Source organism: Caldicoprobacter faecalis, assembly GCF_900115765.1.
GTDB lineage: Bacteria > Bacillota > Clostridia > Caldicoprobacterales > Caldicoprobacteraceae > Caldicoprobacter > Caldicoprobacter oshimai.
The window spans coordinates 39,298-54,727 of the sequence record NZ_FOXR01000003.1; the positions used below are offsets into that span (position 1 = coordinate 39,298).

General features: G+C 41.7%; 16 protein-coding genes, 1 tRNA gene and 1 other RNA gene. 14 read left to right on the forward strand and 4 right to left on the reverse strand.

The window, feature by feature from the left end; all coding sequences use genetic code 11:
* The first annotated feature begins 215 nt into the window (after positions 1 to 215).
* From BM241_RS01865 to BM241_RS01895, 7 genes are all read left to right on the forward strand, one after another.
* Positions 216 to 1,013, forward strand: coding sequence for an ABC transporter substrate-binding protein (locus tag BM241_RS01865; RefSeq protein WP_092281902.1), 798 nt, complete (start codon positions 216 to 218; stop codon positions 1,011 to 1,013).
* A gap of 27 nt (positions 1,014 to 1,040) precedes the next feature.
* Complete coding sequence (locus BM241_RS01870; protein WP_025748680.1) at positions 1,041 to 1,673, forward strand: ABC transporter permease; 633 nt, start codon at positions 1,041 to 1,043, stop codon at positions 1,671 to 1,673.
* The gene (locus tag BM241_RS01875) at positions 1,666 to 2,235 is read left to right on the forward strand and encodes an ATP-binding cassette domain-containing protein (protein WP_092281903.1); all 570 of its coding nucleotides are present in this window, start codon (positions 1,666 to 1,668) and stop codon (positions 2,233 to 2,235) included. The genes BM241_RS01870 and BM241_RS01875 overlap by 8 nt, the downstream gene beginning before the upstream one ends.
* 108 nt (positions 2,236 to 2,343) lie before the next feature.
* A complete protein-coding gene (locus BM241_RS01880; RefSeq protein ID WP_025748678.1) occupies positions 2,344 to 3,561 on the forward strand; it encodes a molybdopterin molybdotransferase MoeA in 1,218 nt (405 codons plus the stop codon).
* A complete protein-coding gene (locus BM241_RS01885) occupies positions 3,558 to 4,721 on the forward strand; it encodes a molybdopterin molybdotransferase MoeA (RefSeq protein ID WP_092281904.1) in 1,164 nt (387 codons plus the stop codon). Before BM241_RS01880 ends, BM241_RS01885 begins: the two co-directional genes overlap by 4 nt.
* 16 nt (positions 4,722 to 4,737) lie before the next feature.
* Positions 4,738 to 5,670 carry a GTP 3',8-cyclase MoaA gene (locus tag BM241_RS01890; RefSeq protein WP_092281905.1) on the forward strand — a complete coding sequence of 311 codons (933 nt, stop codon included), beginning with the start codon at positions 4,738 to 4,740 and terminating at the stop codon, positions 5,668 to 5,670.
* A 6-nt stretch (positions 5,671 to 5,676) separates the two neighbouring features.
* Positions 5,677 to 6,615 (forward strand): cyclic pyranopterin monophosphate synthase MoaC/MOSC-domain-containing protein, encoded by a 939-nt coding sequence (locus BM241_RS01895; RefSeq protein WP_092281906.1) that lies wholly within the window; start codon positions 5,677 to 5,679, stop codon positions 6,613 to 6,615.
* A gap of 304 nt (positions 6,616 to 6,919) precedes the next feature.
* Here the strand turns inward: BM241_RS01895 and BM241_RS01900 are convergent, their stop codons facing one another.
* On the reverse strand, positions 6,920 to 7,420 hold the full coding sequence (locus tag BM241_RS01900) for a MogA/MoaB family molybdenum cofactor biosynthesis protein (RefSeq protein ID WP_092281907.1): 501 nt from the start codon (positions 7,418 to 7,420) through the stop codon (positions 6,920 to 6,922).
* 238 nt (positions 7,421 to 7,658) lie between these two features.
* Positions 7,659 to 7,752, reverse strand: a tRNA-Ser gene (locus BM241_RS01905).
* 210 nt (positions 7,753 to 7,962) lie between these two features.
* Here BM241_RS01905 and ffs point away from each other — a divergent pair.
* The 4 genes from ffs to recR all read left to right on the forward strand — a co-directional run bounded on the left by ffs (position 7,963) and on the right by recR (position 11,383).
* An RNA gene (gene ffs, locus BM241_RS01910) (signal recognition particle sRNA large type) lies at positions 7,963 to 8,229 on the forward strand.
* A gap of 254 nt (positions 8,230 to 8,483) precedes the next feature.
* Complete coding sequence (gene dnaX, locus BM241_RS01915; protein WP_177206063.1) at positions 8,484 to 10,115, forward strand: DNA polymerase III subunit gamma/tau; 1,632 nt, start codon at positions 8,484 to 8,486, stop codon at positions 10,113 to 10,115.
* Positions 10,116 to 10,180: 65 nt separating this feature from the next.
* Entirely contained in the window at positions 10,181 to 10,528 is a 348-nt protein-coding gene (locus BM241_RS01920) for a YbaB/EbfC family nucleoid-associated protein (protein WP_025748672.1), read from the forward strand.
* Positions 10,529 to 10,783: 255 nt separating this feature from the next.
* Positions 10,784 to 11,383, forward strand: a complete 600-nt coding sequence (recR, locus tag BM241_RS01925; RefSeq protein ID WP_025748671.1) for a recombination mediator RecR — start codon at positions 10,784 to 10,786, stop codon at positions 11,381 to 11,383.
* A gap of 644 nt (positions 11,384 to 12,027) precedes the next feature.
* Here the strand turns inward: recR and BM241_RS12350 are convergent.
* On the reverse strand, positions 12,028 to 12,201 hold the full coding sequence (locus BM241_RS12350) for a hypothetical protein (protein ID WP_156925138.1): 174 nt from the start codon (positions 12,199 to 12,201) through the stop codon (positions 12,028 to 12,030).
* Between the two features lie 83 nt (positions 12,202 to 12,284).
* Positions 12,285 to 12,728, reverse strand: coding sequence for a hypothetical protein (locus BM241_RS01930; RefSeq protein ID WP_092281909.1), 444 nt, complete (start codon positions 12,726 to 12,728; stop codon positions 12,285 to 12,287).
* A 252-nt stretch (positions 12,729 to 12,980) separates the two neighbouring features.
* On the opposite strand from BM241_RS01930, the gene BM241_RS01935 reads away from it, so the two are divergent.
* The 3 genes from BM241_RS01935 to BM241_RS01945 all read left to right on the forward strand — a co-directional run bounded on the left by BM241_RS01935 (position 12,981) and on the right by BM241_RS01945 (position 15,324).
* Positions 12,981 to 13,391: a hypothetical protein gene (locus BM241_RS01935; protein ID WP_025748669.1), complete on the forward strand. Its 411-nt coding sequence runs from the start codon at positions 12,981 to 12,983 to the stop codon at positions 13,389 to 13,391.
* Between the two features lie 43 nt (positions 13,392 to 13,434).
* On the forward strand, positions 13,435 to 13,638 hold the full coding sequence (locus tag BM241_RS01940) for a hypothetical protein (RefSeq protein WP_092281910.1): 204 nt from the start codon (positions 13,435 to 13,437) through the stop codon (positions 13,636 to 13,638).
* 465 nt (positions 13,639 to 14,103) lie between these two features.
* Positions 14,104 to 15,324: an IS701 family transposase gene (locus tag BM241_RS01945; protein ID WP_092281911.1), complete on the forward strand. Its 1,221-nt coding sequence runs from the start codon at positions 14,104 to 14,106 to the stop codon at positions 15,322 to 15,324.
* The last annotated feature ends 106 nt before the right edge of the window (positions 15,325 to 15,430 follow it).

Below are 15,430 nucleotides of genomic sequence, written 5' to 3' on the forward strand. Positions count from 1 at the left end.
GAACAATACTGAGAGAGTGAGGGTGCTCGCCCCGGGAGCCAATATGCTCGTGTGATTACGTATGTGAGCTACGAGAGAGCCGCTGGAACGGGTTCCTTTGCAGCAGAATAAGGGGGAGTTGGCTGCCCAGCTTCTCTTGGAGCTCATGTCCCTATGGTAGATGGTGGTTTACTTCATGATAATATGTAGAATTTTAAAGGGGAGGCACTTTGGCAATGAAAAGGTACGCGATGTTACTTTTGATGTTAGCTGTATTATTTACAGGCTGTCAAAGGTTAAAGCCTGCAACTACATTAAAAATAGCTACCACCACAAGCATATATGACAGTGGTTTTTTGGATTTTGTATTTCCATCCTTTGAGGACGATTACGGGATAAAGCTCAATTTTATTTCCGTTGGCAGCGGGCAGGCTGTTAAGATGTTTAAAAATAAAGACGTTGACGGGATAATCATTCACGAGAGGTCCTTTTTGGATGAGCTCTTGCAGGAAAAATATATAAATGGGTATACTCCTTTGGTTTATAACCATTTTATGCTTGTTGGGCCTAAAGATGCCAGGAATTTGTTTGAAGATGCCGGTTCAATCCAGGAGGCATTTTTGATAATTAAAAACAATAATTTGCCATTTGTGTCTCGCGCTGACAACTCGGCGACTTATATAAGGGAGCTTGAGATATGGGATTTAGCGGGGACCCAGCCCGATTTCGATGGCTATATAAAATCGGGACAGGGCATGGGCATGAGCTTAAATCTTGCAAATGAAAAGCGCGCTTTTATCCTTACTGATGAAGCTACTTTTTATAAGATGAAAGACAAGCTGGACAGCTTGGATGTAATTTATCAAGGCCCGGATGAAGAGGTCTTAATGAATGTTTACTATTTTGCCCTTTCTTCTGCGAGGGAGGAGGCGCCCATTTTTGAGAAATTTTTTAAAGGTAACAAGTTTAGAGCGCTGGTTGAAGGATTTAATCAGAAGTACTTTAAAAATCCGGTTTATAAATTGTGCGAATAATTTAAAAACAGCCTTGAGGTAGGGGCAATGGTGGGCAATATTGTCATATCAACGCTGGTTGTATGTATTCCGTCAACTTTGATTTCGATACTGCTTGCTGTACCCGCAGGGTATATTCTCAAAATTAAAAGGTTTAAAGGGCGAAGGTTTATAATTAGAGCGGTGTATACCCTGTCGGGACTGCCGCCGGTTTTGGCCGGGCTGGTGGTGTATATGATGCTTTCTAATAAAGGGCCGCTGGGATTTTTGAACATTCTCTTTACCAAGTGGGCTATGGTTATTGCCCAGGTGATTTTGATAGTGCCCATTGTAATACTGTACACCTTATCGGGGCTTAAAAATATCTTTGTACTGCTGGATAATCTTGATTACCTGGATATAAGGGGCAAGAGAAGATACCTCATTATGATACGGGAGTATTCACGGGAATTGATCTATGCGTCGGTATTGGGGCTCTCCCGAGCAATCTCCGAGGTCGGAGCGGTGCTCATTGTAGGTGGCAACATCGAAGGCGAGACGAGAATACTGACAACGGCTATAATCCACGAGGTTTCAAAGGGCGAGTTTTCTCGTGCGCTTTTGCTGGGCCTGATTCTGCTTGCTATATCTTTTGGGTTTAATACAGCTTTGCAGGTATTGCAGGGTGATATGGTTGATTGAGGTAAAGAACGTCGAAAAATATATAGGGAATAAGCTGCTGTTTTACTGCGAAAGTTTAAAGTTTGAGAAAAGAGGTTTGTATATCATAAAGGGGCCAAACGGTTGCGGCAAGACCACTTTTTTAAGAATGTTGTTTGGCAAGGATGGGGATTTTAAAGGTGTGATTAAAAATGCGTTTGACAAAAGAGTTATGCTTCCTCAGCAGCCATACTTTTTCAAAGGAAGCGTGCTTTACAACATATCGCCGGGTGCAAAACGCGACGGGCTTGCTAAAGCTCGTAAGGTCCTGGATAAATTTTCGATTGCCCCTGATGCCCATATTTCTTCGCTTTCGCTGGGCCAAAAACAGCTTGTTGCCTTTCTAAGGGCGTTTTACATTGATTCGGAAGTCTTGTTTTTGGATGAGCCAGACACATACCTGGATAGCCGGGTTAAAAACTTTATGTTTGAACTGATATCGCAGGACTCAAGCAAGAGATGCATAATAGCGGTAACCCATGACTCCACAATAGCTGTCCCGGCCAGGACTATTTGGTTTGAGGATTGTCAGATAAAATCTTAAATTTTGGGATAGAACCTAGGTGTACTCGAGCGGTGTCTCTGTACATTTTATGACTCTAATTTGTTGTTTTGTGATATTGAAAAATAAGCAGAAGTGGGTGGTAAAAAGATGAAGGTTTTTAAAACCGACTCTGAGGTATTTGATATCTTACACAAAGAGTTTTCGGATTTTGTTCTAGGCACTGAAACAGTGCCGCTGTATGAGGCGTCTGATCGAATTTGTGCAAGGGATATCGAAGCAAATATAGATGTCCCACATTTTGACAAGTCAACGGTGGATGGATATGCCGTTAGATGCCAAAAAACATTTTCGGCCAACGATGAGAATCCGGCCGTTTTTGACCTTATAGGGGAGGTTAAGACGGGGGAGATACCGGATTTTAAAATACAAGAGGGTCAGGCGGCAAAGATTTTTACGGGTGGCGCCGTCCCTGAAGGTGCTGACGCTGTGGTCATGCTAGAGAATACCGTTGAGCAGGAGGGGAGGGTCTTCGTCTTTAAGCCGGCAAGGCCGAATGAGAACATCTTGAAAAAAGGCGAAGATGTGGGAAAAGGCTGTACAGTTGTGAAGAAATATCAGAGACTGAGAGCACCTCAAATAGGCGTTTTGGCAGCGGTGGGCCAGAAGGAAGTAGAGGTTTTCTCAAGGCTCAAGGTGGGGATCATTTCAACCGGCGACGAGATAATCATGCAGGACCAGCCCCTGGAGGGAGCAAAAATTTACGATGTAAACTCATACACTCTGTACAGCGCGCTGAAACAGGAGTATGCCGTTCCGAAGTTGTACGGGATTGTAAAGGATGATTATGAGGCTTTGGTAGGCATTCTTTCAAGAGCTGTTTCGGAAAACGACGTTGTGCTGATATCCGGTGGCAGTTCGGTTGGAACGTATGACAACACGCTGAAGGCCATACAAAGTTTGGATGAGGCCATAATCCTGGTTGATGGGATATCAATAAAGCCCGGGAAGCCAACCATTATAGCAAAGGCAGGCAATAAAGCAGTGTTTGGACTTCCGGGGCATCCGGTGTCGTGCCTGTTTATATTTAAATTCTTTGTTAAAAAGTTGTTTGATATCCTGCTGCATCAACAGGATACAGCCGGTGGTAAGGTTTTGGCAAGGCTGAAATCGGGTTTTGCTGCTTCAAGCGGCAGGACCGAGTTCGTATTTGTAAAGCTGATTTACTCGGATGAGATTTTAGCAGAGCCTTTGTACGGAAAATCCGGTTCGATAAATCTTCTGAACAATGCATCGGGGTATGTCAAGATTGAGGCAACAAGGACGGGTTTGAAGCCGGGGGATTTGGTTGAGGTGGTGTTGCTGTGAAGGATTATCATTTCACTGCTGTGTTGCCCGATGTGGCAAGGGATAGCATAGAGAAAATCTTAAAGGAATATTTGGTTTTGGGGAAAGAAACAATTTCAATATACGAAGCCGGTAATCGTTTTGCCTCCCAGGATTATTTTTCGGTAAATACCTGTCCGCCTGTTGATGTTGCTGCCATGGATGGATATGCCGTCAATGCGCAAGAAACGTATGATGCCACCGATGCGCAGCCCAAGATGATTCAAAACTTTGAGGTCGTTCAGACTGGGCACAGCATAAAAAGCTTTGACGCTGTTGTACCCTTTGAAGAGGCGCAAAAAGAGGATGGGGGTATAAAGATTTTTAAAAGCTATTATCCGCGCCAGAACGTTCGATTGAAAGGCGAGGACGTACAGAGAGGCCAGGTAATAGTGAAAAAGGGAGAGCTGCTTACCGAGTTTGAGCAGGTGTATTTGAAGGCAGGGGGGTACAGGGAAGTCGAGGTGTTTAAAATGCCAAGGCTGGTTTTTCTGCCCACCGGCGATGAGCTTGTGGACGTGATTGAAAGGGAAAACCAGCTTGTAGAATTTAACTCGGTGCTGTTTAGCAGTCTACTAAAAAAATACGGGTTTGATATAAGCATTTTTGAGCCTGCACCCAATGATATAGCGGAACTTACAGGCAGGATAGAAACCCTTTTAGAAAAATATGACATATTATTTATAAATGGTGGATCCTCAAAGGGAGATATGGACTTAACTGCTGAGGCTGTTTCCAGGCTTGGAGAGGTCATTGTACACGGCGTGGCAATAAAACCCGGCAAACCCACCATCATAGGCAGGGTAAACAAAAAGCTCGTCATGGGGCTTCCGGGATATCCTGTTTCGATGTTTTTTGCAGTAAAGGAGTTGTTTTTGAAGGCATTCTTCAATGCTTATAACTTAAACCCAAAGCAAAAGACGATTTGGGCATTGCTTGAGAGAAGGCTTTTTTCGGATATAGGAGCTGAGGAGTACATCAGGGTGAGTATAGAAAATGACCAGGGCAGAAATTTGGCCAGGGTCCTTAAAAGGGGTGCAAGCGTGATATCGAGCTTAAAAAGGGCAGACGGATATATAGTGATCCCCGTTAATGCGGATCTATTGGAAGAGGGAAGCCTTGTCGAGGTTAAATTGATTTAAAAAGGTGAGAGGTAAGATGCGAGACGGATTCTCCAGAGAAATTGAATATTTGAGGTTTTCAATAACCGAGAGGTGCAATTTTTTCTGCAGGTACTGCAGGACAAGGGATGTATGCGCTTGTGATACTGATGCCGGGGAGCTTACAAAGCAAGATGTGTTCAGGATAATTTCCGCTTTTAAAAAGCTGGGCATAAAGAAGCTCAGGCTTACCGGCGGTGAACCTTTTTTGAGGAATGATGTATTTGACATAATAGACTTTGCGTATGATTTGGGGATACAGAATATAAACGTTACCACCAACGGCTTTTTGCATGATGACTGTATTCAGAGGATTATTGAAAGCAGGCTGAGCGGTGTCAATATTTCTCTTGATACGCTGGACAGGCAAAAATACCGTGAATTAACCGGTGTGGACGGGTTTGATGTGGTGGTAAATGCCATTCAAACATTGTCGAGGTTTAAGAGGGTAAAGCTCAATGCGGTTTTATTGAAAACGATAAATTTCGATGAGGTGGAGGATTTAATTTTATTTGCCAAAGACAACAATGCTGTCATCAGGTTTATTGAGCTCATGCCAATTGGCGTGGCAAACCGAATTTTTGAGAGGGAATTTGTAAGCACACAGGACGTTTTGAAAAGGTTTAAACATTTTCAAAGGATCGAAGACCGTGAAAAATCTGTTGCAGAATACTATTACATCAAGGATTTTGATAGCGTGGTAGGCTTTATAAATGCGGTGTCGGATCATTTTTGCAGCCGGTGCAATAAGGTGAGGGTTTCGGCAAAGGGTATTCTCTATAACTGCCTTTTTGATGAAGATGGGCTCGATCTTAAAGAGCATTTCGGATCAGAAGATGTTTTGGCCGAGAGGATAAAGCAGTTCGTTATGAAAAAGAAATTTGAAAGGAGCGCAACCACAAACTCAATGATGTTTAAGATAGGAGGTTGAAAGACAATGGATTTTTCTCATCTAAACGACGAAGGTTTGCCTCAGATGGTCGATGTGTCTCAAAAGGATGTAACGCACAGGGTTGCAAAGGCAAGCGGCAGGATCTATGTAGGGTATAAAGTTATGGCCGCAATACAGAATTCTGACATGCCAAAAGGAGATATATTTACTACCGCAAAGCTTGCTGGGATAATGGCTGCCAAGAAGACGTCGGAGCTTATTCCGCTTTGCCATAATATATTTTTATCATACATCGATATTTCGTATTCCGTAAACCAGGAGGAGGGTTATATTGAAGCCACATCCGAAGTGAGGACCAATGCTCAAACCGGGGCTGAAATGGAAGCCCTTACTGCTGTTTTGATATTTCTAGAGACGATATACGATATGTGCAAGGCAATAGAAAAACACATGGTAATAACCGATGTCAGGGTGATCGAGAAAAAGGGTGGAAAGTCGGGTGATTGGTCACTTGACGGCGCATTTGGCAAAAACGATAGGGGGCTGGGCAGGGTCGTTTCGATTAACATAAGCAAGCAAAAGGGCACGCCCAAACAGCCTGCAGACGAGGCATTGTTAATTAAGGATTTTGGGATAGAGGGGGATGCCCATGCGGGAGCGGGACACAGGCAGGTTAGCCTGCTTGATGTTTCCAGCATAAGGAAGATGGAGAAATACGGGCTAAAGGGCCTTTGTTTTGGCAAGTTTGCCGAAAACATTACAACCGAGGGGCTTGATTTGAGCAGAATTGATATTGGCACAAGGCTTAAAATTGGGAACGATGTGGTGCTTGAGATAAGCCAAATAGGAAAAAAATGTCATGGGGATGGGTGCGAGATAGCCAGGACGGTGGGGGGTTGTATAATGCCCAGAGAAGGCCTGTTTGCCAGGGTACTTAAGGGCGGGAAAATAAAGGTAGGAGATTGTATAGAGGTTATGGCTTGAGCATTGTTTTTAAAAGCACGTGTTTGTGTTTATCCAAAAATACGCAAGAAGACTTGATCTTCTACAAGATGGAGATGAATTGCTAAAAATGTGATAAAATATTTCTCGGGTGATGGCTAATGTACAAAACTCAAAGTAGCTGGCGAGTCTGCAGTTGAGCGGATAGTCAGTAGTGGGTGTGTGAACCACCCTGTGAGAATGAGGGTAGCTTAGACTACCAAATTTCTCATGAAGCCACCATCTCTATAGGTGGTTGGTAGTTCACGTGAATTTTCTGCAAGTAATATCAATTGAGGAATGCCGTCTATGAATTGCTGTTGCGGCCGCATTCCCTTTCATTCTCGAGAAGGATGTTCAACCCATGATCCAGTATGGGAAGGACTGCCTGGATACATTCCACTGCAGCTTTCGGTGAGCCGGGAAGGTTGATTATAAGGCTGTTTTTATAGATACCCGAAATGCCGCGGGAAAGATAGCTCCTTTTTGTTATCTTTCCCGTTTCATATCTAATAAGCTCAGATATTCCAGGTGTCTGTTTTTCAATTACCTCAAGGGTGGCCTCGGGAGTTACGTCCCTCTGGTAAAATCCTGTACCGCCGGTTGTCAGAATAAGGTTTGCTCCGGCGCTGGCTGCTTCAACTATAGCCTCTTTTATCTGCTGTTTTTCATCGGGCACTATTTTGTAGTACACCTTTAAAAAACCTTGAGCTTGGAGTACATCAATTAGTTGTTTGCCGCTTAGGTCCTCTCGCAATCCCTGTGAACTTTTATCTGAACAGGTTATTACCGCGAAGGTGAAACTCATATTTATTCCTCCCTATCTGTTTTTAACTATTTTAATGTGGAATGAGGGGGCCTTATACTTCTCATTGCCCAGCTATGTGAATGGGTTGTACAGCTTGATTTCCGCTATTTCAACCATCCGGCTTGGTCATATCGTTTGTACGCTGTTTAAGTTGCACAGCTTGTTTTCCGCCATTCCAGTAAGAGGGTAGCTTGCTTAAAATATAAGGCTTCCAGGGTTATCTGGAAGCCTTTCTGTTTGGCGGAGAGAGAGGGATTCGAACCCTCGGTACCCCTTTTTGGGGGTACACACGATTTCCAGTCGTGCGCCTTCGACCACTCAGCCATCTCTCCGCGTCGAATATATTACTCCTAGCGCTTTAATAGTATACCTCGTAAAACCCAAAAAATCAAGAGGCATAATGAATATTATTTGGTTTAAAAGGATGGATATTTCTGTAAAATTGTAAGAATTTTTGTATTGCAAATGATGTGAGATAATAGTATAATTAATATGCCAGAAGGAACACTATCTCTAATGATATTTAAAAAGTAAAAAATTTGCCGTGCTAGATGGGGAGTTAGCGGTGCCCTGTAACCCGCAATCCGCTATAGCGGGGTCGAATTCCTGCTGGAGGTTTGCACCTGTAGGGGCCGGGGTCGAATAAGCTACGAGGATGACTGGGTCCTGTGCAACGAAACTCTACGAACCCTGTCAGGTCCGGAAGGAAGCAGCAGTAAGTAGATGTTTTCGTGTGCCGCAGGGTAGCCTGGTCGGAGTAAACTGTTCGGTTCCCGCCTGTAGGTGTTAAATCGAAGGCAGGTGCACGGCATTACCATTATAACAAGCCGCGATCAAATCGCGGCTTGTCTATTTTTTGACTACATTTTATGGCTGTTTGTGTTATAATAAATTAAGTGGAATATTTAGTGGTACCTTATATGTTTTGCTTTTTGTAGAAAGAGTTGCATTTAAATGTAGCATGTATGGTGGATATAACCTAACGTGAAAGCGAATTTATGTGATATTTGAAATTTCCTAAATCAGTATTAACTTAATCCTATACGGGAAGCAGGTGAGCGTTTTGAGATATACGGCGCTGTATCGCCAATGGCGGCCTGAAACCTTTGATGAAGTGGTGGGGCAGGATGCCACCATTCGTATACTGAAAAATCAGATAAAGAGCAACCGCATTGCTCATGCGTATCTGTTTTGTGGGTCACGGGGTACAGGCAAGACGAGCACGGCCAAGGTTTTTGCAAAGGCTGTCAACTGTTTGAATCCAATAGATGGCAATCCATGTCTTAAATGCGAAGTGTGTCAAAAACTGTCAATAGGCAGCAGCATGGATATAATTGAGATAGACGCTGCTTCCAACAATGGAGTGGATGAGATAAGGGAATTACGAGATAAAGTCAAGTATCCTCCTGTGGTGGGACGTTACAAGGTATATATCATAGATGAGGTACACATGCTCTCAACTGGAGCTTTCAATGCCTTGCTTAAAACGCTGGAGGAGCCCCCACAGCATATAATATTTATCCTGGCTACCACCGAACCGCATCGGCTGCCAGCCACTATTCTGTCAAGATGCCAGAGATTTAACTTCAAGAGGATAGCCAACAAATCGATTGTAAGCAGGCTGGCGGAGATAGCCAAACGCACAGGGGTACAGGTTGAGCGCGAGGCTTTGTACACCATAGCCAGGTGGGCGGAGGGCAGCATGAGAGATGCTTTAAGCCTTTTGGATCAGTGCATAGGGTTTGGTGGCAATGTTGTCTCCAATGAAGATGTGTTGGCTGTGCTGGGGACGGCGGATCAAGGGTTTATCTTTGCTGTGGCAGAGAACATCATCGAGGGAAATGTGTCGGACCTGTTTTATCAGGTTGAACAGTTGATAGAGGATGGGCGAGACGTAATCGTTTTTTTGAAGGATTTAATACACCATCTCAGGAATTTATTGGTTATAAAGGTGTGCCATGATGGAGCAGAGCTGATAGATGTGGGTGAGGATACCTTCAAAGCTTATACGGAACAGGCGCAAAAGGCTAGCCAAGAAAGGTTGATGAGGGCTATAGAGATTTTGTGTGCTGCGGAAGCTGAAATGAGGTGGAGCACCCAGCCCAGGGTTTCGCTGGAGATGGCCCTGGTTAGGATTTGTAGGCCCGAGCAGGAAGTGATGCTGGATGCTCTGATGGACAGGGTGGCAAAGTTGGAACAGCAGCTTGAGGGTGGCGTAGTGGTCAAACAGACATCGCCTTCTAGAAAAGGTGCACGTGCTGCAAGCAAATCCCAAGCGGTTGATGGGGGCAGTACAGTAGGAAAAGAAGGTGGAGATGACGGCAGTAATGCTGGTGGAGGTACGGCAGATGCTCATGTTTGGGAAGAGGTGCTGGGGATTATCAAAAAAGAGCGCATAGCATTATATGGTTTTTTAAAGGATTGCGGTTTTGTCCTGGATGAAAAAGGCGTAGCGGTTTTGAGTTTCCCTGCAGATCAGCAATTTTTTATGGAATCTATAAACAGAGAGGACAATCGAAATTTTGTTGAAAAAGCTATTGAAAGAGTAATTGGAAGACAGGTGAAGGTTCGATGTACCTTGGTTGAAGGGAAAAGTACCAGTACAGAGCCTGAAGAGAAATCGCAGAATGAGGATATAATAGAAAAAGCCATAGATATATTTGGTGAGGATTTTGTGGAAATAGTTGATGATTGATTGTAAAGCCAATATAATAGAGAAAAGGATTGCACTTATGTGAGTGGAAAGGGAGGAATAAAATCATGGCAAAAGGCGGATTCCCAGGTGGGTTCCCCGGGATAGGCAATATGAACCAGCTCATGAAGCAAGCCAAGAAGATACAGGAGCAGATGGCCAAGCTTCAGGAGGAGCTGGAGCAAAAGACCGTCGAGGCTTCTGCAGGTGGCGGAGTAGTTACTGTTGTGGCGAATGGGAAGAAGGAAGTGGTTGAGATAAAGATTGCACCTGAGGCTGTAGATCCCGATGATGTTGAAATGCTTCAAGACCTTATATTAGCGGCTGTGAATGAGGCTTTGAGGCGAGCGGAAGAGATGGTACAGGAAGAGATGAGCAAGCTGACCGGAGGTTTGTCTATACCTGGCTTGTTCTAGTAAAAACTAGCTGTAAGGCTTTACTTTTGGAAGGTAGTGAACCGCCCGGATGTGGTGAATTTGCACAGCAGTGTGATGCTGGGCCGGATTTGTATCCATACGCTGAGCACTTAACATTAACAGTGTATTTAATGATGGGGTTGGCGTATAAAAAAGAGCTATATCTGAGGATTATGGGATTATAAATGATTTGGGAAGGTTCGCAATATGCTTTGTATAAAAATAACAAAGAAATAATTTGAGAGAGGTAATGGTATGGACTACTACATTGAACCCATTGCACGGCTTATCAGCGAATTGTCTAAACTTCCGGGTATAGGGAACAAAACTGCTCAAAGGCTGGCTTTTTACATCATTAATATGCCCGATGAACAGGTGGGCCAGCTTGCCAGCGCTATTGCCGAAGTGAAGAATAAGATAAGATATTGTTCTATTTGCCAGAATATTACAGATGTGAATCCTTGCAGGATATGCACCAATCCTCAAAGGGACCCTTCTATAATCTGCGTGGTGGAGGATCCGCGCGATGTCATTGCAATGGAAAAGACGCGGGATTTTCGTGGCCTTTATCACGTGCTTCATGGCGTTATATCCCCCATGAACGGTATAGGGCCCGATGATATAAAGATAAAGGAGCTCATTGCGCGGGTAAGCGACGATACGGTGAAAGAAGTCATACTGGCTACTAATCCCGATGTGGAAGGCGAAGCAACGGCTGTGTATATCTCCAAGCTGCTTAAACCCATGGGCATAAAGGTTACCCGTATTGCCCACGGTTTGCCTGTGGGTGGGGACTTGGAATATGCCGATGAGGTTACCCTATCCAAAGCGTTGGAAGGCCGCCGTGAGATGTAGTAACAGGACAATTTTTTGTCGAAATCAAATAAACTTTACTCAAAAAAAATAAAGTTTCACCGCATAAAATAAAGTTCTATTAGGGTTAAGGAGTTAAGGGATAAGGATCTAGGGAAAAGTGGGAGGATTTTTGTGAGAAATTATTGGACTGAATGAATAACCCTACTCCCTCTAACCATTGATACTACTGACTTTAAGGGAATAAGATATAAAGAACCTTATTCCCTTTTTACTTGATCCTTTAACTTTATTCCCACTCAAATCTAATAAAACTTTATTTTCTTTTTGGAGGAATAATATCCCAGTATATGGAATAATAATCCAATAATATTAAGAGAATTGGTAAAATAGATAAGTTATGGGATATAATAACAAACATTGATTTGGTGCGGTTTGTGGGGATTTTTGTGGTAGAAGTTTATTTTGAACACTCTCGAAAAGTAACTGGGAATAATTACAAGGCAGGTAAAAAAGGGTTATATTAACAAAATTATAGGTATTATCAGGGAATATTAGAAATGAACCTTGAAAAATTCATATGGTATTACCTGGATAACCGAAAAAAGGGTATAAGAACCTAAGCTTTAAGGGATACGATTTTTAAAGCTTCTAGTTAAAACTATAAAAGTTGTAAACCAAGCTATCTACGCCGCTCCGATAAAGGTATCTACAAAACTAAAGTTTGTATGTTTAACCCAGGCATCAAGATGGACATTGACTGCAGCAAAGGTAGCCATGGCAAACCTCATCATATTGCTTCTGGAACGAGCCCTTTCAATAGAGTAGTCAATAAACAGTCTTTTGTTAGTACGTTCCACCGATGTTCTGCTCTTGAATTTATCCTTGAAAGCTTTGGTATGACGTGGCACAGGTGGAAACATTCGGGGGTCATAGTCTGGTTTTATATAAATGACTTTGCCATAGGGGCTATTGGAACACAAACAATCCTGAGGAGGTTTTTGGCCATGGCAAGCCAGAAGCGCCAGAGTAGGTCGTAGTAGGAGCCGACGCCAGGAGCCTTGTTAGAATCGAAGCCACAAATATCGAAAAAGAGGTCATCTTGTTGTACCGTTTTGGCCCATTTTGTGATAGAATATTCATGTTGGTCGAGCATAAGTGTTAACGAACGTATAATGCCCTGCTGATTTATAGCGGGGCGACCGAAGTTAGGGTAAAGTGGTTTTATTATTGGGAGCAGGTTATCCAGGTTAAGTAGATATAGATAGAGCTTAGAGATAGCTTTATCGAGGAGGATAAGCCTGCTTTTTTCTTTTTGATTATAGGCAGATAGACGTTGTATAAGATGCTGTTGATAATCAGAATGAGATTGCCAGTTTCTTAGCATGTAAAACCCCCAAGCGAAATAGAATTAGTGAACATAAAACTATTTTGGGGGAAAAAGCTTAAAAAGTGAAGCTGTAATATAAGGAAATAGAGGGAAAAGTGGGTAATATAAGGTGGATAGTAGCTGGGAATTTGTGTATGAAAATCGTATAAAAAGTAGGGGTGAATCTGAAAACCTGAGCCCTGAAATATGCAAAAATGAAGCTCTCGGACTTTTCGAGAGCGTACAATATGAGAATAGGAGGTGGAAAAAATGAAAAGGGTGCTTAGTTTATTACTATTAACAATCCTTGTTGTTGGATGCAGTCAGCGAGATCCAACTCCACCAGAACTAACTATAATGGTAGATAATAAGAGTATTTCTGCTGTTCTAGGAACATATAGTTGGAAAAATACTGAAGCTGACTCGGTATCGCCACCTGAACTGGTTGAATATCAGAAAGAAGATCTGAATATAAAACCACAATCTTCAATAATACTCAAATTCGAAAGAACACCAAATCATTATGAGGTTTTTATATGGCAGGGAGATAAGCGAATACTTCAACAAACAAGTAATGGAGTAGTAATTGCACCACAGCAAAAGGGTCTTGTAGTATATGAAATCTACGCGAAATGGCACGAGGGAAGTGCGCATTATGCATTCTCTGTTAATGTAGAATAATAGCACAAGCCTTATTGTTTCACTATTTTAAGGGGGAATAAATATGAAACATTTAGGAATATTTTATGGAATTGCTGGGGGAGTTTTATCTTTTGTTGCATTTATTATTTTACAAAACTTACTTATGGCTACAGACACACAGGGGTTTATACTTATAGGAACGGTAATACTTTCTACAGTAATCTGTTGTTGTACTGGTATGCTGATAGAAACTTACCGAGATAAGAATATAAATAGAAAAGAATGAAAACATAAAATATTGCACAATATTTTTAAATTGCAAATTTAGCCTGCACTTTCCGTAAATATGGGATGTGCAGTCTAAAAAATTATAGCAAAAACAACACAATACTTTAACAGAGCCTTATTTTTATATAGAAGAAAATACTATATAGAACTTTGACATTCAAATATTTGTTTTTACAGAAACACTACTAGAATTTTCATCTTCTTTTGTTATCTATTTTTTACCGTGCTGTGTATAAGTTAAGCTGTAACGGGAATATTCCCATAGTTGAGGGTTAAGATTGTTTATTCATATATAGATGGGGAGAATTATTTCATAATATCATGATATCATGCAATTTCTTCACTCTTGTTCTGCAAAAATGGAAGTGGAATTGGTAAAGTTACCAAAAATTAAATATGGCATAGTTACTAAAGCTGTGATAAATTTTATCTATCAAAAATTCATCACAGGGGGGTAGTAACTATGCCAACCACCATTGTAAATCATAATAACGAATTAATCGACTTTTTGCAAGATGTAAATTATGGAATGAATAAAGCACAGTTTAATCACCTAATTACAATGGTGGAAGGTAACATTCAAATTGAAGGCAAAATATCGATATCCAAAATAGCAGAGAATATTGCTACGGCAAAGGATGAAAGTTGTATTTACAGGTTTTTAAGTGAATCTCCCTGGGATGATAAGCTGCTAAACAGAAATCGTATAAGCTTTCTTAGATATCATCTAGAACATAACATCAGGCCAGGTGAGATTGGTTTTCTGGTTATTGATGATACCACCAACTTGAAAGATATAAGAACTAAACATATGGAAGGGTTAGATTTTCATTACTTCCATACTGAAGGCAAGATTTGCTGGTCTCATTGTATGGTAACTTCAAATTTTGTAGCGGGGCCATATGCTATGCTCTTTCACTTCAAACCCTATTACAGGGAGGAGAAGTGTAAGGAGCTAGGGGTAGCGTTTGAGAATAAATTAGATATTGCCAAAGGATTTATAAATGAATTTCATACTCCATCGAATATAAAACAGCTTTATGTTTTAACTGATGGCTGGTATACGAGTACCTCATTAATAGAAGAAGCTTTAAGTAAGGGGCATCATGTTATTGGGTGCGTTAAAGCCAATAAGATGATATCTCCTTATGGAGTCAAGATTAAGGTTTCTGAGTTTATCAAGTACATTGAGCCATCCACCCTTGACCTGGTTACCGTTGAGGGTAAGGAGTACAGGGTATATCGATATGAGGGGAAAGTTGGAACATTTGATAATGCTGTTTTGTTAATCTCCTATGAGGTTAAGAAAGATGGCTTTGAAGCGCCAGTGTGTATTCTTTCTACTGATATAGAGCTTAATAGCGAGACGATATTGAAGTATTATGCAGTACGTTGGACGATAGAGACCAGTTATCAGTATTTAAAGGAGAATCTAGGTTTTGATGAGTACAAAGTAAGGAACCTCGCTTCCATTGAAAGATATATGTTACTTTGCTTTCTGGCCTATAACTTTTTAGAATATTACAGGGTAACGCAAAAGCATCTAAATCTTGAGACGATAGGGGATACGATACAGCACATGAAGAAGGAGTCTATCAAAGATTTTGTAGATTTTGCCTATTACCATGCAAAGAATGATGTTCCTTTGATGGATATATACGCCAAATTAAAGCTGGTTGCTTAAAAGAGAAGGCTATTGTCTTACAATATTGGATTATACAGCCAATGTTGGTAATTTAGATTTTAAATTTGCAGAACAGGAGTGAATTAGTATTTTTTGAAGTAAGTAT

Coding starts and splice junctions, on each gene's coding strand:
- BM241_RS01865 (WP_092281902.1), top strand. CDS start 216: ATGAAAAGGTACGCGATGTTACTTTTGATGTTAGCTGTATTATTTACA.
- BM241_RS01870 (WP_025748680.1), top strand. CDS start 1,041: ATGGTGGGCAATATTGTCATATCAACGCTGGTTGTATGTATTCCGTCA.
- BM241_RS01880 (WP_025748678.1), top strand. CDS start 2,344: ATGAAGGTTTTTAAAACCGACTCTGAGGTATTTGATATCTTACACAAA.
- BM241_RS01890 (WP_092281905.1), top strand. CDS start 4,738: ATGCGAGACGGATTCTCCAGAGAAATTGAATATTTGAGGTTTTCAATA.
- BM241_RS01895 (WP_092281906.1), top strand. CDS start 5,677: ATGGATTTTTCTCATCTAAACGACGAAGGTTTGCCTCAGATGGTCGAT.
- BM241_RS01900 (WP_092281907.1), bottom strand. CDS start 7,420: ATGAGTTTCACCTTCGCGGTAATAACCTGTTCAGATAAAAGTTCACAG.
- BM241_RS01920 (WP_025748672.1), top strand. CDS start 10,181: ATGGCAAAAGGCGGATTCCCAGGTGGGTTCCCCGGGATAGGCAATATG.
- recR (WP_025748671.1), top strand. CDS start 10,784: ATGGACTACTACATTGAACCCATTGCACGGCTTATCAGCGAATTGTCT.
- BM241_RS01930 (WP_092281909.1), bottom strand. CDS start 12,728: ATGCTAAGAAACTGGCAATCTCATTCTGATTATCAACAGCATCTTATA.
- BM241_RS01935 (WP_025748669.1), top strand. CDS start 12,981: ATGAAAAGGGTGCTTAGTTTATTACTATTAACAATCCTTGTTGTTGGA.
- BM241_RS01940 (WP_092281910.1), top strand. CDS start 13,435: ATGAAACATTTAGGAATATTTTATGGAATTGCTGGGGGAGTTTTATCT.
- BM241_RS01945 (WP_092281911.1), top strand. CDS start 14,104: ATGCCAACCACCATTGTAAATCATAATAACGAATTAATCGACTTTTTG.